Raw genomic sequence first — 19,643 nt, 5'->3', positions numbered from 1 at the left:
CCCCTCCGGTGGCGTTGGCCCCTGCGGGAGGTTCTCCTTGGACGAGGAGAGAAGGTCCTCCCGATGCACACCTTGGAGGGTGTACCGTGCACCGCCGGCACAACGGCCTGAAGACCGCCGCGCTCCTGGGCGGAATGTCGGCTCTCATCCTGGTCATCGGCAGCTTCTTCGGCCGTACGGGACTGATCGTCGCACTCGTCGTAGCCCTCGGGACCAACGCCTACGCCTACTGGAACAGCGACAAGATCGCACTGCGCTCCATGCGCGCCCGCCCGGTCAGCGAGTTCGAGGCGCCGGCGCTGTACCGCATGGTGCGCGAACTCTCCACCTCCGCGCGGCAGCCCATGCCGCGGCTCTACATCTCCCCGACCGAGGCCCCCAACGCCTTCGCCACCGGCCGCAACCCGCGCAACGCCGCCGTGTGCTGCACCGAGGGCATCCTGCGCCTCCTCGACGAGCGCGAGCTGCGCGGCGTCATCGGCCACGAGCTGAGCCACGTCTACAACCGCGACATCCTCATCTCGTCCGTCGCCGGTGCCCTGGCCTCCGTGGTGATGTTCCTCGTCAACTTCGCCTGGCTGATCCCCATCGGCCGCTCCGACGACGACGAGGGCCCGGGCCTGTTCGGCCTGCTCCTCATGATGATCCTCGGCCCGGTCGCCGCCTCCCTCATCCAGCTCGCCGTCAGCCGCTCCCGCGAGTACGAGGCCGACGCCTCCGGTGCCCGCCTCACCGGCGACCCGCTCGCCCTCGCCTCGGCGTTGCGCAAGCTGGAGACGGGCACCAAGCGCGCCCCGCTGCCGCCCGAACCCCGGCTGGAGACCACCAGCCACCTCATGATCGCCAACCCGTTCCGCCCCGGCGACGTGTCCAAGCTCTTCTCGACCCACCCCCCGATGGGCGAGCGCATCGCCCGCCTGGAGGAGATGGCCGGCCACCGCCGCTGACGCCCACGTGCGGCCCGGCCCGCCCGCGGGTACGGGCCCTGTGCAGGACGGCTGACGGAGCGGCGGCTCCCGTCCTCCTGACGGGCGGGGCCCCCGGACGCATGGGAGGCTTGGGCAATGAAGGCGGTCAACATCGTCCTGAACGTCGTGTGGCTGATCATCTGGGGCCTGTGGATGGCCATCGGCTACGCCCTGCTGGGCCTGCTGATGTTCATCTTCATCATCACCATCCCCTGGGGGATCGCGTCCCTGAGGATCGCCAACTACGTGCTGTGGCCCTTCGGCCGCACCACGGTGGAACGCCGTGACGCGGGCGTCGGGTCGCTGCTCGGGAACATCATCTGGCTGATCCTCGCGGGGATCTGGCTCGCCATCGGCCACGTGCTCGCGGGCATCGGCTTCTGCCTGACGATCATCGGCATCCCGTTCGGCATCGCGAACTTCAAGATGGTGCCGATCTCCCTGGTGCCGCTCGGCCGCGAGATCGTCCCCGTCGACGCCCCGTACGCCACCCGCTGAGCCGCCCTCGCTCCCGGCGGCCTGGGTCAGTCCGGCTCGATGTTGTGGTTGAGGCGGAAGACGTTCTGCGGGTCGTACTCCCTCTTGACCCGGGCCAGCCGCCCCAGGTTGTGCGCGCCGAACCCGGCGATCACGCGGCCCTCGCCCTCGTCGCCGATGAAGTTGAGGTAGACCGCGCCGGAGGACCACTGCCGCACGTCGGCGCGGATGCCGTGCGCCCACCGCCGGGCCCGCTCGTCGTCCGCCGGGTCCGCCCACAGGCCGAACGGGTGCACGACCCACGGCGCCCGGCGCCAGGGCAGCGGGTAGTCGGCCGGAGGACGCGCCACGGCGCCGCCCACGGGGAACAGCACGTGCTGGGAGGGGGAGGGGACCACCATGTCCCGGGCCCGGGCGCAGAAGCGGTCCACGGCCTCGTCGGGGAAGTCGTCCAGGTACTCCGCCGACCAGTAGTTCCGGTAGCCCGGCGGGTCGTCGAACATGGACTGGAGGTCCGCGTACGGCAGCTCCGTCACCAGCCGGCCCTGCGGGCCGAGCGCGAGCAGCGGCTCCAGCACCTCGCGCGCCGCGTCCCCGGTGCCCGCGTACGTCACCAGGACGGCGCAGGTGAGCGCGCCCACCATGTGCTCCGGGACGAACTCCTCCGCAGGCCCGGTGAGGAAGAGCAGGCCCCCGCCCATCTCGTCCGGCGCCGACGCCAGCAGGGTGCGGTAGGCGCACAGCACCTCGGGGCCGGCGTCCGGCGGCCACAGCAGCAGGGCCACGGTGACCGCGGGCAGCGGGTGCAGCCGCAACGTGAGAGAGGTGGCGACGCCGAAGTTGCCGCCGCCCCCGTGCAACCCCCAGAACAACTCCGGGTTCTCGTCCTCGGCGGCCCGCACCATGGTGCCGTCCGCCGTCATCAGCTCGACTTCCACCAGGTTGTCGCAGGCCAGCCCGAACGCGCGCTCCAGCCACCCCGATCCGCCGCCGAGGGTGAAGCCGCCCACGCCCGTGGTGGACACCCGGCCCCCGGTGGTGACCAGGCCGTACGGCTGCGTCGCCCGGTCCAGGTGGCTCATCGTGGCGCCCCCGCCGACCCGTGCCGTGCGCGCCCCCGGGTCGACGACGCCGGCGTGCATGCGCCGCAGGTCGACGACGACGCCGCCGTCCGTCAGGGCATTCCCGGCGACACCGTGCCCGCCGCCGCGGACGGCGACCTCCAGCCCGCGCTCCCGTCCGAAGCGGATCGCCGCGGCGACGTCCTCCACCGTCTCGCACAGGGCGATCACGGACGGCCTGCGGTCGATCATCGCGTTGAAGAGCGTGCGGCTCTCGTCGTAGGACGGGTCGCCCGGTGCGACGACCTCGCCCGTGAAGCCGGAGCGCAGGGCGTCCAGGGTCGCGTCGTCCAGGACCCGGGGTGCCATCGGTGCTGCCCCCTCTCTCCACCTCCACGGTAGGACGGGGGCAGGGGCCCGGCACGTCGGCGCCGGGCCCGCGCGGTCAGTCCGCCAACCCGGCTGCCAGGGTCGCGCCCAGCTCCCAGCAGGCCTGCAGATCGGCCTTGGACGGCTCCCCGGTGACCGTCACCTCGGCCGCCGCCTGCTCCCAGCCCAGGCCCGTGGTGATCGACCGGATCCCCCGCACCGTCCCCGTCACGTCGTTGCCGCCGTGCACGTAGTAGCCGAACGGGCGGCCCCGCGTGCCGTCCAGGCACGGGTAGTAGACCTGGTCGAAGAAGTGCTTGAGCGCCCCCGACATGTAGCCGAGGTTCGCCGTCGTGCCCAGCACGTAGCCGTCCGCCGCGAGCACGTCGGAGGCGGTCGCCGCGAGGGCGGCCCGCCGCACGACGTCCACGCCCTCGATCTCGTCGGTGGTCGCGCCGGCGACCACCGCCTCGAACATCGCCTGGAGGTTCGGCGACGGCGTGTGATGCACGATCAGCAGGGTCGGCACTCAGCTCACTCCGACCGGCGCGGACGCCGGCAGGCTGTCCATGAACGAGCTCACCGAGAACACCGCGTTGCCGGGGCCGGCCGGGCCGTACCCGGGCGGCGAGCTCAGCCCGTACTCCTCCAGCGTCGCGCGGTACACGTCCAGCAGGCGGATGTGGTACTCCAGCGGCGCGCCCTCCGGGTTCGCCTTGCCCAGCGGGGTCGTCGGCTCCGGGCACCAGGTGGTGAAGCGCGGCGTGATGCCCCGCGACATGAAGAAGCGCAGGCCCTCCGCCGTGGAGTCGATCGCCTCCCCGACGCTGCCGAAGCCGAACGGCTCGGCCATCTCCACGCCCGCGACGAAGTTGGGGATCACGTTGCGCGGGCCGAAGATCTCCGCGGAGTCCAGGATGCGGCGGTGCCACTCGTCCCGGCCGACGTAACGCTCCTTGCCCGGGCAGTACAGCTCGAACAGACGGCGGTCCCACACCTCGTAGTTGGGGTGGTAGATCTGCACGCCGTAGTCCTTGAAGCGCTGCACGTCCCCCTTGGGCAGCGCCTGCGCGACGACCTTGCCGATCCAGCGGCCGGGGAAGCGCTCCTCGATGGCCTTCGCGTAGTGGCCGTAGAAGTCCGCCTCGTCCCGCCCGGCGACCTTGGAGGTGATCGCCCCGCCGGTGAGGGTGTAGGCGGTGGAGGACTTCGTCTCGTCGTACTTGTCGATGATCTCCAGCGCCTCCAGCACCTCCTCGACCGGCTTCACACCCGTGTAGGGGCGTCCGGCCGCCTTGTGCTGGCGCCAGTTGTGGTTGATGTCGCAGTACTGGCACTCCTCCTTGGCGCCGAAGTACTGGCACACGCGGAAGACCGTCAGATAGATCAGGTAGCCCCACTGGATCGTCGGCGCGACCTCCATCACCGACTTGCCGTTCTCCAGCGTGTGCCGGTAGTACGCCGGCATCGGCGGCAGGCCGACGTCCGCGATGCGCACCCCGTCGAGGTAGAGGCCGAGCACACCGCGCCCGCCCGCCCGCACGCGGTACGGCGAGGCCGGGTTCACCCGTACCGACACCACCGTGCGGCGCAGGTCGTACGGCCCGCCGGTGAGCACGATCTCCTCCGGCGGCCGCTTCAGCGCGGCGGCGCCCAGCTCGGGGAGGGTGCGGTGGTCGAAGGAGAAGATGAAGTACGACTTCGGCTTGACGTCGCCGTCCTCGTTGCCGCTGAGCGCGGACTCGTCGAACGCGATCCCGCCGCGCAGGAGGTCCTCCTTGATGACCGCCTCGCGGGGGACGTGCGGGAAGCGGCTCATCAGGTCCTCGACCAAAGCGGTGCGGCTTTGCATGCCCGGCTCCATCCTCGAGACACTGCCCCGGGTCCGCCGTCGACGGGCGGGGCGGTCCCGGGGAGACCTAACAGGAAGACACTACGCACCTACGGCGGCTTCCCGGGTGGCACCCTCCGAATGCGCCCCGTCGTGCGCGTGGCGAAGGCCCCGGCCGCCTCCTCGCGGCCGGGGCCTCGGCAAGACCTCGCTCAGCGGTAGTTCACGAACTGCAGCGCGAAGTCGAGGTCCTTGCCCTTCAGCAGCGCGATGACGGCCTGCAGGTCGTCCCGGCTCTTGGACGTCACGCGCAGCTCCTCGCCCTGGACCTGCGCCTTGATGCCCTTGGGCCCCTCATCGCGGATGATCTTGGCGACCTTCTTGGCGTTCTCCTGCGAGATGCCTTCCTCGATGGTCGCGAAGATCTTGTACTCCTTGCCGGACAGCTGGGGCTCGCCCGCGTCCAGCGACTTCAGCGAGATCCCCCGCTTGACCAGCTTGGTCTCGAAGACGTCCAGGATGGCCTTGACCCGCTCCTCGGAGTTGGCCTGCATCAGGATCTTGTCCCCGGACCACGAGATCGACGCGCCGACGTTCTTGAAGTCGTAGCGCTGCGAGATCTCCTTGGCGGCCTGGTTGAGGGCGTTGTCGACCTCCTGCCGCTCGACCTTCGAGACGATGTCGAAACTGGAGTCGGCCATCTTCTGTTGGCTCCTTGGCTCTGATCCGTCAGGTCCGCGACCCGCCTCCGGGCCGCCCCCGCAAGCCTAGCCACCGGACCCGCCCGAAGCGCTGATCAATAGGGTGGCGAAGCACCCCCGCGCATCGGGTATTGTTTACGACGTCGCCACGGGGACCGCACACAAGCGGCCCACGGAGACACTTCCCAGGCGGTGTGCCCGAGTGGCCAATGGGAGCGGACTGTAAATCCGTCGGCTTAGCCTACCCAGGTTCGAATCCTGGCGCCGCCACAGTGGAAACACAGCCCCTGAGCTGCGGAAACGCAGAGCAGGGGCTGTTTTGCTTGCTCCGGCGGGCGTTGGCCGCTGTCTCGCTCCGTCCCGTTCTCGGACGCTCTCCACCAGCGGTTGTGGACGGGGTGTGGACGGGAATCCGGAGCCCGACCTGCGGCTGTGGGGCATGCGTGGGACGGCTGGCTGCACCTTGGCTTCGCGGTCGTGGCCGCATTGTCAGTGGCCAGTGCGAGGCTCCCGGCATAGCCGTGCGAGGAGATCATCATGGGTACCTGGGCTACCGGCCCCTTCACCCATGCCGACCTTCCGCTCCGACCTCCGGAACCTGGCGGACGAAGCCCTCGGCCGCATCGTCAGCGACGAATCCGGATTGGCGTCGAACTGGGTCAACCCACGGGACGGCAGACAATGGCGTGCGACGCTCAACAGCCTTCGCGCCGTACTCGCCCCGCCGCCACCGACCATCCCGCTCTTTGACATCAAGCCATAGCGCGGAGCTCAAGAGTCCACTGTGCCGCCGGGGTTCATCGGCCACTGCATGTACCAGTCGAAGTCCGGTCCGTGGCTGAGCGCCTGGTCGGAGAGGAGGCGGCGTGGCCAGCAGGTCTGCCCACCGTTCGCCGAGATCGGTCTGCTGGCGCCGGAACAGCGCGCGACAAGGCCCCCCGCCCCCGCTTCCCACTGCCGTGATGAAGGCACGGTAGGAGGGAGGAAGGCTCATCCCGTGCTCCTGCTCGAAGCGAGCCATTCGGGATTCCGTGACCGGCGGGTCGAGCTGGTGGCGGTGACGTGCCGCACCGAATCGCCGATGGCCGGGGTCGGCTTCGGCCAGCGCGTGGGGCCGCTCGTGCACCTCCGTGGCGTTGCCCATGCGCCGATCGCAGGACGGTTTCCCGCGCCGGCGGACGACGACTCGGTGGAAGGGGACCGGAAACTCACTTCCGGTCCCCTTCCCGGCTGTCGCCGCCGGCGCGGGCGGGGTCAGTAGCTCAGGGCGGCGACCTCGGACGCGCCCGATTCCGTGCCGTCCGCGTAGAGGACCGTGACGCGGTAGTAGACCGTGGTGGCGGCCGGCTGGGTGCGGTCGGACCAGTACCAGTCGGTCGAGTTGCCCTTGGGCTCCGTGGCGAGCGCGTCGAAGGTCCCGCTCTCGCGGTTCCATCGGCTCACGGTGAAGGCCGTCACCGGGCTGCCGTTGGCGTTCTTTCCGTCGGTGAGGAACCAGTGGAGGGAGCCGGTCTCGTTGCTGTTCAGGTGGATCGGGGCGCCGGTCGCCGGTGGGGCGGTGGGGCGGAGGTCGGGTTCGGTGACCTCGGTGACGGTCGCGCCGGTGTCGGGGGTGAGCTGGTTGCCGTACTGGTCGACGGAGACGACCGCGTAGCGGATCCGTTGGCCGTCGGCCGCCGTCCGGTCGTGGAAGGTCGTCGCCTTGATCTCCCGCGGCCGCAGGGTCCAGGGGTCGATCAGCGGGGCGTACGTCCACCGCCCGTCGGCGAACGTGCCGCGCAGCACGCGGTAGTGGTCGAGGCCCGGTGCGGTGTCGGCGTCCCAGGTGAGGGTGACGCCGTTCTCCTTGGGGTCGGCGGTCAGGCCGGTGACCGGGGCGGGAGCCGTCGTGTTCCCGGAGACGGTGACGACGACCTCCTGGGACGGGGTGCCTCCGTTGCCCGCGTGGTCGACCGCGACCACCCCGTAGTAGTAGGTGGCGCCGGGCGGCGGCGCCGCGTCGGTGAACGTGGTGCCCTCGACCCCCGTGCCGACCACCTCCCGCGGGCCCCCGGTACCGCGCGGCTGGGCGTACCGGATGATCGTGTAACCCGCGAAGTCGTCGCTGGTCCGCTCGGAGGGGTCCCAGGTCAGCGTGACGCCTGCCTCGTCCTCCCGGCCGCGCGCGTTGAGTGCGGTGTCGACCGGACCCGTCAGGTCGCGGGTGTAGTACATCGCCGCGTGCGAGGCCGCCGACTCGTTGCCGTGCGTGTCGACGGCGGTGACCACGTAGTAGTGGATGTCGCCGGTCTGCGGCAGCGGCCCCGTGTAGCCGCCGTGCGACAAGGCGTCGCCGGTCACCCGGTTCTCCGGGGTGAGGGCGACCGGCAGGGACGTCGAGCGGTAGACGCGGTAGCCGGCCAGGTCGGGCTCGGAGTTGCTGTCCCAGTACAGGGTGATCGTGCTGGGGTAGCCCATGGCCCAGTTCTCCTCGACGCCCTTCGGGGCGGCGGGGGCGGCGCTGTCGACGGTCGTGATGCCGAGGTCGGCGGTGCCCGGCGAGGTGTTCCCGGCCTTGTCGTAGGCGCGGACCTCGTAGTAGTAGACGTTGCCGTCCTTCGGGACGGTCGTGTCGGTGTACGAGGTGGAGGTCGTCGTGGCGATCGGCTTCGAGGGGTAGGAGGCGCCCTTCAGCCGGCGGTAGACGCGGTACCCGGCGAGGTCCATCTCCTTGTTCTTGGCCCAGCCGACCTTCGTGGACGCGGTGGTCGCGCTGTAGGCGACGGTGGTCCCGGCCGGGACGAGGGGCTTGACCTTGTCGACCGTCGCCGACGTGCGGGGGGCGTAGCCGAACGTGACGTTGGCCGAGCCCGTCCAGTTGACGAAGTCGACGCGCAGGGTGTGCTTGCCGGAGGGGACGGTGACGTTGGCGGTCTTGCGCACCGTGGACGACACGTTCTTCCACAGGTCGACCTTGCGGACGCCGTCGAGGTAGACGCGGATGCCGTCGCGGGAGGAAGCGGTGAACGTGAACGGCCCACCCGAACCGAAGTCGCGCGTGGTGGACCAGCGGACGCCGAAGTTGTTGACGGGCAGGCCCTTGTAGGGCGCGCCGGTGCCCCAGTTCTGGTCGATCGCCGAGTCGCAGTCCGTGTGCCTGGGTGTCCCGGAGAACGTGGTGTTCGCGTAGAACGTTCGCTTGAAGACCGGCGAGGTGCAGGTCACGGCGGCGGAAGCGGGCGTGGCCGCGGTGAGCAGGCCGCCCGCTGTGGCGAGCACGACGGTGGCGGCCGTGGCGACCGTGGCGCTTCTGGGTCGGTTCATGCGTTCCTTCGCTTCCGGTCCTCGGCGGCATGGCGGCACCACCGACGATCAGGACCGATGAGGAACGCGCTTGGTTGTACGCCCCGGACCTCGATGTCCACGGCTTCTGCCGCGGCGTAGGAGCAGGAAGACGGCCTTGGCCAGGACGACGGCCACGAGGGCGCCGACGGCCCAGTGCTTCCAGGGGCCGGACGTCAGGAGCAGCCCGCCCAGGCCCAGGTGGGCGACGACGACCAACACGACGACGGCTGCGAGGCCGAGCTTCGTGCGCCGTCGCGCCGGGTACCGGGCCGGGTGGCCGGTACGGACGTGGCCTTCGGCCTGCTGCGACCGCTCGACGCCCATGATGAGGAACCCCCCACCTTCCGTGGTCGGTGTGCTCTTCGACCATGACGACAGGGCGGCGGGGCGGTATGTGACACCGGCCGTGCGACGGGTCCCCTCCTCCCGGGGTCAGCGCCAGTAGGTGTCGTGGCTGAGGCGGTGGTGGTGGCTGTCGTACTGGTCGACGGTGGCGATGGTCCTGCCGTCGGGGACGGCGACGGCCCAGGCGCGGTAGTCGGTGCCGGGGACGGTGACGGTGGTGGCCTTGAGGTGGGTGCCGTCGGTGAGGTTGACGATGCCGTACGCGACGGCGGCCTCGGGGTTGGAGACCATGAGGCGGGAGCCGGTGGTGCCCTTGTCGTGCGGGCCCCACAGGCCCGTGCCGCCGCTGCCGGCGGGGTCGTGGGCCCCGGTGACGGGCTGGCAGTCGGACCAGGGGCCGCCCTGGTGGTCGATGCGGATGCCGCCGATGTACATGCGCTGGCACAGCAGCGCCGTGCCGGGGGCGGTGGTGCCGTCGGGGAGCGCGGGGAGGCGGTAGCCCTCCGGCAGCGTCGGGTGGAACTCCAGCGCGACCGACCAGGGGGCGCCGCCGGTCGTGCCGCCGGCCACCCGGACGGTGACGGGGCCGGGCGACGCGGTGGCGGTCGGGCTCGCCGCCGGGGAGGAACGGTCCGCGGGGCCGGCGGAGGGGCGGGCCCCCTGGATCGAGACCGCCACGGCGACGGCGAGGACGCAGGCGGCACCGGCCACGGCGCCGACGGCGACCGCCGCGCGGTGGCGCTTCCTGTGCGCCCGCGCGGTGGCGAGGATCCGGTCGACGGGGGCCTGGGAGGCGGGGTAGGCGTCGCGCGACCGGGCGAAGGCGTCGCGCAGCCAGTCCTCTTGGGCGGGGCGGCGGTCGTGGTCGGGAGTCATCGTGCCTCTGCGGGGCGGCTGGACGGGTGAAGACGGGCGAGGGTCGCCCGGTTGCGCAGTTTGTCCAGGGCCCGGGAGGCCTGGCTCTTCACGGTGCCGACCGAGCACCCGAGGACGTCCGCCACTTCCTCCGCTGACAGGTCCTCGCAGTAGCGCAGCACGACGACCGCCCGCTGCCGCTCCGGTAGTCCGGCGAGCAGGCGGGCCAGGGCGTCGTACCCGTCCACGCCCCCGACACCCGCCCCGTCCTCGGGGGCGGGGCGGGTGTCGGGCAGCGACGGGAGGAGGAGGTGGGCGATCCTGCGGCGGCGGTGCCGGCTGCGGTTGGTGTTGACCAGCGCCCGCCGCACGTAGTGCTCCGCGTGCTCGGGCCGCAACCGCCCCCAGTGCGGGTACACCTTGGCCAGCGTCGACTGCACCAGGTCCTCCGCTTCGTGGAAGTCCGCGGTGAGCAGGTACGCGGTGTGCGTCAAGGCGCGCCAGCGGGCGGCGACGAAGCGGGTGAACTCCGCGTCCGGTTCGCTGCCCTCGGCTCGGTGGTCACGTGGCTGCACGGCAGGAGGTGCCCGTCCTTCTTCCTGGGATCAGCGCCAGTAGGTGTCGTGGCTGAGGCGGTGGCGGTGGCTGTCGTACTGGTCGACGGCGGCGATCGTCCTGCCGTCGGGTATGGCGACGGCCCAGGCACGGTAGTCGGTGCCGGGGACGGTGACCGTGGGAGCCTTCAGACGGGTGCCGTCGGTGAGGACGACGACGCCGTACGCGACGGCGGCCTCGGGGTTGGAGACCATGAGGCGGGAGCCGGTGGTGCCCTTGTCCTGGAAGCCCCACAGGCCCATGCCGCCGCTGCCGGCGGGGTCGTGGGCGCCGGTGACGGGCTGGCAGTCGGACCAGGGGCCGCCCTGGTGGTCGATGCGGACGCCGTCGATGTACATGCGCTGGCACAGCAGCGCCGTGCCGGGGGCGGTGGTGCCGTCGGGGGACGTGGGAAGGTCGTAGCCCTCCGGCAGCGTCCGGTGGAACTCCAGGGCCACCGACCAGCGCTTGCCGTCCACCCGGCCCTCGCCGATCAGCTGCGTGACGACCTTGGGCGCCTGCTTCCCGGGTGCGGCGACCGCCTTGGCGGCCACGGCGGCGGGTGCGCCGGCGCGGTGCGTGGCCGGGGCGGACGGGGCCGACGGCGCCGCCATGGCGGAGGCGCCGAGCGACATCGCGCCGATCGCGACCGCCGTGGCGGCCGCCACGCCTGCCTTCCTGGCAAAACTGAGAGCCACGGAGCATTTCTCCTTCGAAGCCGCCACCCGGCACCGCGCCGGGCGGTCCTTGACGGCCGGCGCGTGGGCCCGCGCGCCGGCCTGCGGTGGCCACCGGATGTGGTGGCCGCCGCTTGGACGTCCATTCGTAGGTACTCCCGAATGTGCGCGGAGGGTTGCACGGCCGCGCAACTTCCTCCGGGACGCGGCCGGTTGAGGTCGCACCGTACGGTGGCATCCGGCCGGTCCCGTCACGCGGGCCGCAGGGGAGAGGGAGCCGGGAATGGCAGGCCGGGCCCGTGGCCTCGGGCTCCGCGAGGCCCAGATCGTGGTGGGCGAACGCCACGACCACCACGGCGAACGGATCGTCCGCACCCCCGACAGCCCCCTCGACACGGAATCCCTGCACGCCCGCGCCGCCGGCTTCCCCGGCCGCGTCGCCGCGATCGAGGCGGTGTGGGACGGCGACACCGTGCACGACCGGTTCGTGGAGCTGCTGGCGATCACCGCGGACCCTGCGGGCGAGCACCACCTGGCCAGTCGACCCATCGCGGCACCGCGGTGCGGTACCTGGGCGAGGAGAGGGACGTGGGCCGGCGCCACCCTTCGGCGGTCGCCGCCGACCGGGCAGGCCGGGCCCTGGCCTCCGTCCTCTCGGTCCCCTTCCACTCCGCGAGTCCGCACACCCCGGACGACGAGGCGCCGCGCCTGCGGCTCTGAGCGACGCGAGGGCCACCGGGAGCCACCTGGAGCCCCTGGTGGGCATCGGTACCACCCGGGCACTTCCGGTATTTCGGGATGAGATGTACGAAAGAGGGGAAAGTGGTTGAACGTGGCACGCAGCTGTCGCGTACCTCCTGCTGAGGGAGGAGGGATGCCTGTGTGATCCGCGCTGACCGCACCGACACGCTCTGCCGGACTCCTACGGACGGCCGACGCCGCCCGCCGGGGCCTCGGGAGCAGAAGAGGTTTCCCCATGAACTACATAGCCGAGCGATTGCGCGTCCAGCCGCAGGCGGAGGACGCCGTACCGGTGCGCCCGCGGGTGAGCGCCGGTGACTGCGGCCTGCTGCTGATCCGGCTCACCTTCGGTGTCCTGATGGCGGGGCACGGGCTCCAGAAGCTCTTCGGATGGTTCGGCGGCCAGGGGCTCACCAGCACCGGCAAGGGTTTCGAGATGATGGGCTACTCGCCGGGGAAGGTCTTCGCCGCCATCTGCGGGGCCTCGGAGTTCCTGGGCGGCGTGGGCCTGGCGCTGGGGCTGTTCACCCCGCTCGCCGCGGCGGCGCTCATCGGCGTGATGATCAACGCCATGGTCACGGTGACCGGTGCCCGCGGGCTGTGGGACGAGCAGGGCGGCATCGAGTACAACCTGGCCATCACCGTCGTCGCCCTCGGGATCGCCGCCATCGGCCCCGGGCGGCTCGCGCTGGACCGGTACTTCCGCTGGGGGAGGGGCGGCTGGGCCGATGCCGCCGTCGCGCTGGCCCTGGGCGGCGTGGGGGCGCTGGTCGTCCTGAACCTGTAGGCCGGGCCCCCGTACCGGGGGCACCTGCCGGTGACCCCGGGGCGCAGACGGCCCCGGGGTCACCTGACGTCCGACGCGGGCGCCGCAGCAAGCTCACCCCTACGAGTGACGCGTGAGGCGTGCGCAGGAAATCGAACACATGATTGAATCCTGTGCATGGCCAACACCGTGTTCCCGCCCGACCTGGTGCAGGCGCAGCGCGAATGGCACCGCACCTACGCGCAACTCGCCGCGGAGCCCGCCCATGCGGCGGTCCTGCGGCGACGCCTGCTCTGGCTCTCCTGCCGGCTGTTCTGGCACCCGTACTGGCGCACCGGCCCCGGCCGGTTGCCCGCGGCCCGCGTGGAGCTGCGGCGGCAGGCGCGGGCCGCTCAGAACCCGAGGTCGGACAGACCGGGATGATCGTCGGGCCGTCGTCCGAGCGGCCAGTGGTACGCGCGCTCCGCCTCGGCGATCGGGGTGTCGTTGATGCTGGCCAGCCGTACGCGCATCAGGCCCTCGTCGTCGAACTCCCAGTTCTCGTTGCCGTACGAGCGGTACCAGTTGCCGGAGTCGTCGTGGCACTCGTAGGCGAAGCGGACCGCGATGCGGTTGCCGTCGAAGGCCCAGAGCTCCTTGATGAGCCGGTACTCCTGCTCCCTGGTCCATTTGCGGGTGAGGAACGCGACGATCTCCTCCCGGCCGTTGACGAACTCGCCGCGGTTGCGCCACCGGCTGTCGGGTGTGTAGGCGAGGGACACCTTCTCGGGGTCGCGGCTGTTCCAGGCGTCCTCCGCGAGGCGGACCTTCTCGATCGCGGTCTCGCGGGTGAACGGGGGTGCCGGGGGCTTCATCGGCATGGTCTCTCCGTGACGTCAGGGGGATGGCGCTGGTCGTCCCGATACGATCAAGTGCAGCCCAGAGCCGGACTGATCGCATCTCGGCCGTCCCCCCTCTACCCGTCCGCTCGCGCCCGCATCCCGCGCCCCGTGGAATGCGCGGGTCGGTGTACTGCTGTGACCTCAAGGCCGCCCGGGAGATCGGCTTCGACGAGGCCTTCCCGTACGTGGACTTCACCAAGCCCCTCGGCCAACGGCGCATCGGCATCCGGCGGATTCACCCGGAGCCCGGAGCCCGGCGCCAAGGCCCACAGGGCTGCCCGTAGTGCGGTTCAGTTCCCGGCGACGTCCTTCACGGCGACCGACACCGGGGTGTGACCCTCGATCAGTTCCAGGGTGAGCCCCGCCGTCGAGGGCGTGTCGAGCAACTCCGCCAGCACCGCCGCGACGTCGTCACGGGTCACCGAACCGCGCCCGGTGGAAGCGGCGAGCCGGACCCGCCCCGTGCCCGGGTCGTCGGTCAGATGGCCGGGGCGGACGATCGTCCAGTCCAGGGCGGCGCGCCGGCGCACCTCGGCGTCGGCGGCGCCCTTGGCGCGCAGGTAGGCGGCGAAGACCTCGTCGGTGCCGGAGCGGGACCCGGCGTCGGCCCCCATGGCGGAGACCATCAGGTAACGGCGTACGCCCGCGCGTTCCGCGGCATCGGCCAGCAGCACGGCGGCGTCCCGGTCGACGGTCTCCTTGCGGGCGGCGCCGCTGCCCGGCCCCGCGCCCGCCGCGAAGACGACCGCGCCGGCCCCGGCCAGTGCCTGGGCCACCTCGTCCACCGATGCCGACTCCAGGTCGAGCACGATCGGCTCGGCGCCGGCCTCGCGCAGGTCATCGGCCTGTTCCGGCGTGCGGATGATGCCCGCCACCTCGTCCTCGCGCGCGGCGAGCAGCCGCTCCAGCCGCAGCGCGATCTGTCCATGTCCACCAGCGATCACAGTGCGCATGCCACCGACGCTACGCCCGGCGCGCCGTTCATGCCGGGTCACGTCGGCTCCTCGACTGACGCGGCAGGTCGAGCGCCAGGGTGTCGGTGTACTCGCGTACCGCGCTGGTCCGGGAGACGACCCGCCCCCGGTGGATGACGATCCGGCTGTACGCGAGCGAGAGCGCGCTCTCCAGCCGGTCGGCCCGTACCGCGAGCAGCTCGGCGGGGAAGCCCGCCTCCACCCGCACCTCGGGCAGCCCCATGACGGCGCGGGCGTCCCGGCTCACCGCCTCGTACGCCTCCCCCGGGGCGCACTCGCCGTGGGAGGCGAGCAGGAAGGCGGCCTCCAGGGGGTCGCCACGGCCGACGGGGTTGGTCAGGTCGCGCAGCGCGCCGCTGCCCGCGGCGATCCGGACGCCGGCCGCCCGCAGGGTCCGCACCGGCGCGGTGCCGCCGCGGCGCAGCGACTCCAGGGCGCCGCAGCCGCCCTGCGGGAGGGCGGTCAGCGAGACCCCGGCGGCGGCGAGCTGCCCCGCCAGACGGACGGTCGTGTCGTACGGGAGCCGGGCCAGGCCGCCGCAGGGGCCGAGGGCGACGCCGGGGCGCAGTCCTCCCGCCATCGCGGCGAGCCGGGAGAGCCGGGCCGGGTCGGCGGCGTCGGTGTGCAGGTCGACCGGGAGGCCGAACTCGGCGGCCACGGCGAGCACGGCCTCCGCGTACCCGCCCGGGTCGGGGTCGAGGTCGGGGCAGCCGCCCACCACGTCGGCGCCCATCTTGAGGGCGTCGCGGAGCACGGCGAGGCCGTCCGCGCCGGCGGGCCCGGTGAGCACCCGGGGCACCGCCACGGTCCGCACGTCGACCAGGCCGCGCAGGGCGCGCCGGGCCTGCAGCGCCGCCTCCAGGGCGCGCAGCCCCTGTACGTCGCCGATGCGGATGTGCGTGCGGACCGCGGTCGCGCCGTGGCCTAGCTGGTGGAGGGCGCCCTCGGTGACCCGCCGCTGCACGTCCTCGGCGTCGTACGAGGGCGGTCCGGCGGAGCCGGCGGTCAGGGCGGTGTCGAGGTGGGCGTGGGGTTCGGCGGGGGCGGGCAGCAGGAGGTAACCGCCGAGGTCGACACGGGTGCCCTCGTGGAGGCTGCCGGCGGTGCCGACGGCCTCGATGCGCGCTCCGGCCAGGCGCACGTCGACGGTGCGGCCGTCGGCGAGGCGGGCACCGCAGAGCAGGAGGGCGGGGGCTGGGGCGGTTTCGCCCAGCGGCGGGTCGGTGGGCTGCTGCGGCTGGCTGTCGGTCATCGCGCTCCTCGGGGCCGGAGGCAAGATCACGCGGTTCCGAGCCTAGGGCGCGGTGCCCGGTCCGTCCGGGAAGAGCGAATAGTCGTACTGGTGACGTCAAGTGACGTATGGGGCCGAGCGGCTGGGGCGGCGGAGGCGGGAGGTGGTCCGGCGACTGCCCGCAAGATACGGATTTCACCTTCGGCGGCGGACCGTGTAATGTCTTCCTCGCTCGCCCCAATAGCTCAGTCGGCAGAGCGTCTCCATGGTAAGGAGAAGGTCTACGGTTCGATTCCGTATTGGGGCTCTGGTGATCGGATGACCCGCCACCCGGCGGGTGATCTTTTCATCGAAGCGGCGTAGCTCAGTCGGTAGAGCAAGCGGCTCATAATCGCTGTGTCACCGGTTCAAGTCCGGTCGCCGCTACCCCGCGTAGCCGATTGTGGGATCGGTCCTTCAATCGGCTACTCTTTCCGTGTTCAAACCTTATTGCCGTTCGTCAAGGAGCACTCACGTGGCCGCCACCGACGTCCGCCCGAAGATCACGCTGGCCTGCGTGGAGTGCAAGGAGCGGAACTACATCACCAAGAAGAACCGGCGCAACGACCCGGACCGTCTTGAGATGAAGAAGCACTGCCCGCGCTGCAACGCGCACACCGCGCACCGCGAGACGCGCTGACCCAGGCCGTAAGACCGAAGAGGCCGCCCCTGTCACCGGGGGCGGCCTCTCGGCGTTGGCGGACCCGCCGACGTGCAGACCACAGCTCCAGGAGGTGCCGATGGCGCTGGACCAGTCCTTCGTGGGGCGGACGTATCCGCCCACCGCTCCCTACGAGGTGGGCCGGGAGAAGATCCGCGAGTTCGCCGAGGCCGTCGGCGACCCGAACCCGGTCTACACCGACCCCGACGCGGCCAAGGCCCTGGGCCACCCGGACGTGATCGCGCCGCCGACCTTCCCGTTCGTGATCACGTACAAGGCCTCGGGGCAGGTCGTCCTCGACCCGGAGCTGGGACTGGACTACGGCCGGGTGGTGCACGGCGACCAGAGGTTCAGCTACACCCGCCCCGTGCGGGCCGGTGACCGCCTGTCGGTGACGGTCACCATCGAGGCCATCAAGTCGCTCGCGGGCAACGACGTCATCGACGTCCGCGGCGAGGTCCACGACGAGAGCGGCGAGCACGTGGTGACGGCGCTCATGAAACTGGTGGCGCGCGCGCCGGAGGGTGAGTGAACCGATGACGGCGAAGATCTCCTACGACGAGGTCGAGGTCGGCACCGAGCTGCCGGCGCGGTCCTTCCCCGTGAACCGCGCCACGCTCGTGCAGTACGCGGGCGCCTCCGGTGACTTCAACCCGATCCACTGGAACGAGAGGTTCGCCACGGAGGTCGGCCTGCCGGACGTCATCGCGCACGGCATGTTCACCATGGCCTCGGCGATCCGCGTGGTGACGGACTGGGCGGGCGACCCGGGCGCGGTCGTGGAGTACGGGGTCCGCTTCACCAAGCCGGTCGTGGTGCCGAACGACGGCACGGGCGCGCTGATCGAGGTCAGTGCCAAGGTCGCGGCCAAGCTGGACGACGACGAGCGCACGGTCCGGGTGGACGTCACGGCCCTCAGCGCCGGGCAGAAGGTGCTGGGCATGTCGCGCGCGGTGGTCCGGCTGGCGTAGCCGTGAGGAGAAGGCGGCGGGGCGTCCCGCCGCCTTCCTCTTGCTCCCGTTTGTTATTGACTGATAACTTACTTGGCATGGCAGGTGACGGCATGCGGATGAGCGCGGAGGAGCGCCGCGAGGCGGCGATCCGCGCGGCGATGACGGAGTTCGGCACGGGTGGCTACAACGGCACCTCCACCGGCGTCATCGCCAAGCGCATGGGTGTGTCGCAGCCGTACCTCTTCCGGCTCTTCCCCAACAAGAAGGCGTTGTTCATGGCCGTCGCGGCGCGGTGCGTCGAGACGATCGAGGCGCACTTCGAGAAGGCGGCCGAGGGGCTGGAGGGGGAGGAAGCCTTCGAGGCGATGTGCGGCTCGTACCAGGAGCTCATCGGGGACGGCGACGTCCTGCGGATGCAGTTGCAGATGTACGTGGCCGCCGTCGACGACGAGGAGATCCGCGAGGCCTGCCGGCGCGGCTGGCTGGGCCTGTGGGACTTCGTCAGGGCACGTACGGGGGTGGGCGACCGCGAAGCGGCGGAGTTCTTCGGCACGGGGATGCTCGTGAACGTACTGGTGGCGCTCGGTGTCCCACAGCACGAGCGCGGCTGGGCGGGGATCGAGGACCTCTACGCCGACCGCTTCCCGGGGAAGGGCTGACGGGTCGCGTCGGCCTGCCGTGGGGCCCACCCATGTCCATGAAAGTTATTGATCGATTACTAATCAGCTGGGGGAGTTCATGGCACAGCAACCGACGGAGGGCCGGCGCGGCAGCGTCGTCTGGGCACTCGTCATCACCAGCGTCGCCGGGTTCATGGCGGCGCTCGACAACCTGGTCGTCACCACGGCGCTGCCCTCCATCCGCGCGGACCTGGGCGGCGCCCTGGAGGACCTGGAGTGGACGGTGAGCGCCTACACGCTCACCTTCGCCGTCCTCCTGATGTTCGGCGCCGCCCTGGGCGACCGTTTCGGCCGCCGGCGCATGTTCCTGGTGGGCCTCGGCGTCTTCTCCGCGGCCTCCGCCGCCGCGGCCCTCGCCCCCGGCATGGGCGAACTCATCGCCGCCCGCGCCGTCCAGGGCGTCGGCGCCGCGATCCTCATGCCGCTGACCCTCACCCTGCTCTCGGCCACCGTGCCGCCCGAGCGGCGCGGCATGGTGTTCGGCATCTGGGGCGCGGTGAACGGTCTCGCGGTCGCCGCCGGACCGCTCATCGGCGGCTCGCTCACCGAACACATCTCCTGGCAGTGGATCTTCTGGCTGAACGTCCCGATCGGCGTGCTCCTCCTGCCCCTCGCCCGGCTGCGGCTCGCCGAGAGCCGCGGCCCCGACCCCCGGCTCGACGTGACCGGCACGGTGCTCGCCAGCGCGGGTCTGTTCGGCATCGTCTACGCCCTCGTCCGCGGCAACGCCGACGGCTGGACCAGCGGCCCGGTCCTCGGCGGACTCGTCGGCGGCGGTGTGCTGATGGCCCTGTTCGTCCGGCACGGCATCCGCGCCCGCAACCCGATCCTGCCGATGCGGCTCTTCCGCAGCCGCGCCTTCGCCGCCGTCAACACGGCCAGCCTGCTGATGTTCCTCGGCATGTTCGGCTCGATCTTCCTGCTCAGCCAGTTCCTCCAGGGCGTCGCGGGCTACTCCCCGACCGAGGCGGGGCTGCGCATGCTGCCCTGGACGGGCATGCCGATGATCGTCGCGCCCATCGCGGGCTTCCTCTCCGACCGCATCGGAGGCCGCCCGGTCGTCGCCGCCGGACTCGCCCTGCAGGCGGTGGGCCTCGGCTGGTTCGCCGTGGTGATCGAGCCGGGGGTGTCGTACGTGGCGCAGGTGCCGGCGCTGATCGTGAGCGGCATCGGGATGGCGATGTACTTCGCCCCGAGCGCCAACATCGTCATGGGCAGCGTCCGGCCGGAGGAGCAGGGCATCGCCTCGGGCGCCAACAACGCCCTCCGCGAGGTCGGCGGGGCCCTCGGCGTCGCGACCCTCGCGGCGGTCTTCTCCGCCCAGGGCGGCTACGAGTCGGCGGCGCGGTTCGTCGACGGCCTCACTCCCGCCCTCTGGGTGGGCGCGGCCGCCGTCGCGGTCGGAGCGCTCGCGGCCCTCCTCATCCCGGGCCGACGCGCCACGAAGGCCCCCGAGCTGGTCCCCGCCCCGCCCAAGTCCCTGGTCGACGCGACGCCCTGACGCCCCGTCCGGCG

Annotated in this window: 24 protein-coding genes and 3 tRNA genes; 15 read left to right on the top strand and 12 right to left on the bottom strand. The window is 71.8% G+C overall.

Annotated elements, in window-relative coordinates; all coding sequences use genetic code 11:
- Positions 1-86 precede the first annotated feature (86 nt).
- Both htpX and PV410_RS26875 read left to right on the top strand, forming a co-directional pair.
- Complete coding sequence (gene htpX / locus PV410_RS26880; protein ID WP_500328193.1) at positions 87-947, top strand: zinc metalloprotease HtpX; 861 nt, start codon at positions 87-89, stop codon at positions 945-947.
- 117 nt (positions 948-1,064) lie between these two features.
- Entirely contained in the window at positions 1,065-1,466 is a 402-nt protein-coding gene (locus PV410_RS26875) for a YccF domain-containing protein (protein WP_500328192.1), read from the top strand.
- A 26-nt stretch (positions 1,467-1,492) separates the two neighbouring features.
- Here the strand turns inward: PV410_RS26875 and PV410_RS26870 are convergent, their stop codons facing one another.
- The 4 genes from PV410_RS26870 to PV410_RS26855 form a co-directional block, all read right to left on the bottom strand.
- Entirely contained in the window at positions 1,493-2,875 is a 1,383-nt protein-coding gene (locus PV410_RS26870; protein ID WP_500328191.1) for an FAD-binding oxidoreductase, read from the bottom strand.
- Positions 2,876-2,951: 76 nt separating this feature from the next.
- On the bottom strand, positions 2,952-3,404 hold the full coding sequence (locus PV410_RS26865) for a flavodoxin family protein (RefSeq protein ID WP_500328189.1): 453 nt from the start codon (positions 3,402-3,404) through the stop codon (positions 2,952-2,954).
- Entirely contained in the window at positions 3,405-4,727 is a 1,323-nt protein-coding gene (locus PV410_RS26860; protein ID WP_500328188.1) for a radical SAM protein, read from the bottom strand.
- 191 nt (positions 4,728-4,918) lie between these two features.
- Positions 4,919-5,407 carry a YajQ family cyclic di-GMP-binding protein gene (locus tag PV410_RS26855; protein WP_018558836.1) on the bottom strand — a complete coding sequence of 163 codons (489 nt, stop codon included), beginning with the start codon at positions 5,405-5,407 and terminating at the stop codon, positions 4,919-4,921.
- A 188-nt stretch (positions 5,408-5,595) separates the two neighbouring features.
- On the opposite strand from PV410_RS26855, the gene PV410_RS26850 reads away from it, so the two are divergent.
- Positions 5,596-5,677: transfer RNA gene (locus PV410_RS26850), tRNA-Tyr, on the top strand.
- A 727-nt stretch (positions 5,678-6,404) separates the two neighbouring features.
- Positions 6,405-6,668 carry a hypothetical protein gene (locus PV410_RS26845; protein WP_500328186.1) on the top strand — a complete coding sequence of 88 codons (264 nt, stop codon included), beginning with the start codon at positions 6,405-6,407 and terminating at the stop codon, positions 6,666-6,668.
- On the opposite strand, the gene PV410_RS26840 is transcribed toward PV410_RS26845, so the two are convergent.
- The 5 genes from PV410_RS26840 to PV410_RS26820 form a co-directional block, all read right to left on the bottom strand.
- Positions 6,662-8,710, bottom strand: a complete 2,049-nt coding sequence (locus tag PV410_RS26840; protein WP_500328185.1) for a PA14 domain-containing protein — start codon at positions 8,708-8,710, stop codon at positions 6,662-6,664. The two genes, PV410_RS26845 and PV410_RS26840, sit on opposite strands and share 7 nt — an antisense overlap.
- 48 nt (positions 8,711-8,758) lie before the next feature.
- Complete coding sequence (locus PV410_RS26835; protein WP_500328184.1) at positions 8,759-9,055, bottom strand: hypothetical protein; 297 nt, start codon at positions 9,053-9,055, stop codon at positions 8,759-8,761.
- A 108-nt stretch (positions 9,056-9,163) separates the two neighbouring features.
- Positions 9,164-9,952, bottom strand: a complete 789-nt coding sequence (locus PV410_RS26830) for a hypothetical protein (protein ID WP_500328182.1) — start codon at positions 9,950-9,952, stop codon at positions 9,164-9,166.
- On the bottom strand, positions 9,949-10,506 hold the full coding sequence (locus PV410_RS26825; protein WP_500328181.1) for a SigE family RNA polymerase sigma factor: 558 nt from the start codon (positions 10,504-10,506) through the stop codon (positions 9,949-9,951). The genes PV410_RS26830 and PV410_RS26825 overlap by 4 nt, the downstream gene beginning before the upstream one ends.
- Positions 10,507-10,536: 30 nt before the next feature.
- On the bottom strand, positions 10,537-11,223 hold the full coding sequence (locus PV410_RS26820; protein WP_500328179.1) for a hypothetical protein: 687 nt from the start codon (positions 11,221-11,223) through the stop codon (positions 10,537-10,539).
- A 567-nt stretch (positions 11,224-11,790) separates the two neighbouring features.
- Between PV410_RS26820 and PV410_RS26815 the strand changes: the two genes are divergently transcribed.
- The 3 genes from PV410_RS26815 (at position 11,791) to PV410_RS26805 (ending at position 13,132) form a co-directional block, all read left to right on the top strand.
- Entirely contained in the window at positions 11,791-11,922 is a 132-nt protein-coding gene (locus PV410_RS26815; protein ID WP_500328178.1) for a hypothetical protein, read from the top strand.
- 256 nt (positions 11,923-12,178) lie between these two features.
- Positions 12,179-12,730, top strand: coding sequence for a DoxX family protein (locus tag PV410_RS26810; protein WP_500328177.1), 552 nt, complete (start codon positions 12,179-12,181; stop codon positions 12,728-12,730).
- Positions 12,731-12,886: 156 nt separating this feature from the next.
- The gene (locus PV410_RS26805) at positions 12,887-13,132 is read left to right on the top strand and encodes a DUF8825 domain-containing protein (protein WP_499513397.1); all 246 of its coding nucleotides are present in this window, start codon (positions 12,887-12,889) and stop codon (positions 13,130-13,132) included.
- Here the strand turns inward: PV410_RS26805 and PV410_RS26800 are convergent.
- Positions 13,102-13,569, bottom strand: coding sequence for a nuclear transport factor 2 family protein (locus PV410_RS26800; protein WP_500328175.1), 468 nt, complete (start codon positions 13,567-13,569; stop codon positions 13,102-13,104). The genes PV410_RS26805 and PV410_RS26800 overlap by 31 nt on opposite strands.
- 134 nt (positions 13,570-13,703) lie before the next feature.
- Between PV410_RS26800 and PV410_RS26795 the strand changes: the two genes are divergently transcribed.
- Positions 13,704-13,874, top strand: coding sequence for a hypothetical protein (locus PV410_RS26795; RefSeq protein ID WP_500328174.1), 171 nt, complete (start codon positions 13,704-13,706; stop codon positions 13,872-13,874).
- A 6-nt stretch (positions 13,875-13,880) separates the two neighbouring features.
- Here the strand turns inward: PV410_RS26795 and PV410_RS26790 are convergent, their stop codons facing one another.
- Both PV410_RS26790 and PV410_RS26785 read right to left on the bottom strand, forming a co-directional pair.
- On the bottom strand, positions 13,881-14,543 hold the full coding sequence (locus PV410_RS26790) for an NAD(P)H-binding protein (protein WP_500328173.1): 663 nt from the start codon (positions 14,541-14,543) through the stop codon (positions 13,881-13,883).
- A gap of 28 nt (positions 14,544-14,571) precedes the next feature.
- On the bottom strand, positions 14,572-15,816 hold the full coding sequence (locus tag PV410_RS26785; RefSeq protein ID WP_499513400.1) for an amidohydrolase family protein: 1,245 nt from the start codon (positions 15,814-15,816) through the stop codon (positions 14,572-14,574).
- Between the two features lie 213 nt (positions 15,817-16,029).
- Between PV410_RS26785 and PV410_RS26780 the strand changes: the two genes are divergently transcribed.
- The 7 genes from PV410_RS26780 (at position 16,030) to PV410_RS26750 (ending at position 19,629) form a co-directional block, all read left to right on the top strand.
- A tRNA-Thr gene (locus tag PV410_RS26780) sits at positions 16,030-16,102 on the top strand.
- 46 nt (positions 16,103-16,148) lie between these two features.
- A tRNA-Met gene (locus PV410_RS26775) sits at positions 16,149-16,221 on the top strand.
- 88 nt (positions 16,222-16,309) lie between these two features.
- Positions 16,310-16,474: a 50S ribosomal protein L33 gene (rpmG, locus tag PV410_RS26770; protein WP_004571794.1), complete on the top strand. Its 165-nt coding sequence runs from the start codon at positions 16,310-16,312 to the stop codon at positions 16,472-16,474.
- A 100-nt stretch (positions 16,475-16,574) separates the two neighbouring features.
- Positions 16,575-17,027: an FAS1-like dehydratase domain-containing protein gene (locus tag PV410_RS26765; protein ID WP_500328171.1), complete on the top strand. Its 453-nt coding sequence runs from the start codon at positions 16,575-16,577 to the stop codon at positions 17,025-17,027.
- Between the two features lie 4 nt (positions 17,028-17,031).
- Positions 17,032-17,466 carry a MaoC family dehydratase gene (locus PV410_RS26760; RefSeq protein ID WP_500328170.1) on the top strand — a complete coding sequence of 145 codons (435 nt, stop codon included), beginning with the start codon at positions 17,032-17,034 and terminating at the stop codon, positions 17,464-17,466.
- Positions 17,467-17,543: 77 nt separating this feature from the next.
- On the top strand, positions 17,544-18,107 hold the full coding sequence (locus tag PV410_RS26755) for a TetR/AcrR family transcriptional regulator (RefSeq protein WP_499513403.1): 564 nt from the start codon (positions 17,544-17,546) through the stop codon (positions 18,105-18,107).
- Positions 18,108-18,186: 79 nt separating this feature from the next.
- On the top strand, positions 18,187-19,629 hold the full coding sequence (locus PV410_RS26750) for an MFS transporter (RefSeq protein ID WP_500328168.1): 1,443 nt from the start codon (positions 18,187-18,189) through the stop codon (positions 19,627-19,629).
- Positions 19,630-19,643: the final 14 nt, after the last annotated feature.

This window comes from Streptomyces sp. PA03-5A (genome assembly GCF_033792725.1).
Lineage (GTDB): Bacteria > Actinomycetota > Actinomycetes > Streptomycetales > Streptomycetaceae > Actinacidiphila.
Note: the sequence above shows the minus strand (reverse complement) of the source record. Positions and strands in the feature narration are given on the sequence as shown.

Bases quoted from the DNA above. Each gene is read 5' to 3' on its own strand.
- PV410_RS26830 (WP_500328182.1), bottom strand. From the start codon at position 9,952: ATGACTCCCGACCACGACCGCCGCCCCGCCCAAGAGGACTGGCTGCGC.
- PV410_RS26785 (WP_499513400.1), bottom strand. From the start codon at position 15,816: ATGACCGACAGCCAGCCGCAGCAGCCCACCGACCCGCCGCTGGGCGAA.
- PV410_RS26795 (WP_500328174.1), top strand. From the start codon at position 13,704: ATGCGCGGGTCGGTGTACTGCTGTGACCTCAAGGCCGCCCGGGAGATC.
- PV410_RS26840 (WP_500328185.1), bottom strand. From the start codon at position 8,710: ATGAACCGACCCAGAAGCGCCACGGTCGCCACGGCCGCCACCGTCGTG.
- PV410_RS26875 (WP_500328192.1), top strand. From the start codon at position 1,065: ATGAAGGCGGTCAACATCGTCCTGAACGTCGTGTGGCTGATCATCTGG.
- PV410_RS26860 (WP_500328188.1), bottom strand. From the start codon at position 4,727: ATGCAAAGCCGCACCGCTTTGGTCGAGGACCTGATGAGCCGCTTCCCG.
- PV410_RS26790 (WP_500328173.1), bottom strand. From the start codon at position 14,543: ATGCGCACTGTGATCGCTGGTGGACATGGACAGATCGCGCTGCGGCTG.
- PV410_RS26760 (WP_500328170.1), top strand. From the start codon at position 17,032: ATGACGGCGAAGATCTCCTACGACGAGGTCGAGGTCGGCACCGAGCTG.
- PV410_RS26870 (WP_500328191.1), bottom strand. From the start codon at position 2,875: ATGGCACCCCGGGTCCTGGACGACGCGACCCTGGACGCCCTGCGCTCC.
- PV410_RS26755 (WP_499513403.1), top strand. From the start codon at position 17,544: ATGGCAGGTGACGGCATGCGGATGAGCGCGGAGGAGCGCCGCGAGGCG.
- PV410_RS26810 (WP_500328177.1), top strand. From the start codon at position 12,179: ATGAACTACATAGCCGAGCGATTGCGCGTCCAGCCGCAGGCGGAGGAC.
- PV410_RS26800 (WP_500328175.1), bottom strand. From the start codon at position 13,569: ATGCCGATGAAGCCCCCGGCACCCCCGTTCACCCGCGAGACCGCGATC.
- PV410_RS26765 (WP_500328171.1), top strand. From the start codon at position 16,575: ATGGCGCTGGACCAGTCCTTCGTGGGGCGGACGTATCCGCCCACCGCT.
- PV410_RS26835 (WP_500328184.1), bottom strand. From the start codon at position 9,055: ATGGGCGTCGAGCGGTCGCAGCAGGCCGAAGGCCACGTCCGTACCGGC.
- PV410_RS26750 (WP_500328168.1), top strand. From the start codon at position 18,187: ATGGCACAGCAACCGACGGAGGGCCGGCGCGGCAGCGTCGTCTGGGCA.
- PV410_RS26805 (WP_499513397.1), top strand. From the start codon at position 12,887: ATGGCCAACACCGTGTTCCCGCCCGACCTGGTGCAGGCGCAGCGCGAA.
- PV410_RS26855 (WP_018558836.1), bottom strand. From the start codon at position 5,407: ATGGCCGACTCCAGTTTCGACATCGTCTCGAAGGTCGAGCGGCAGGAG.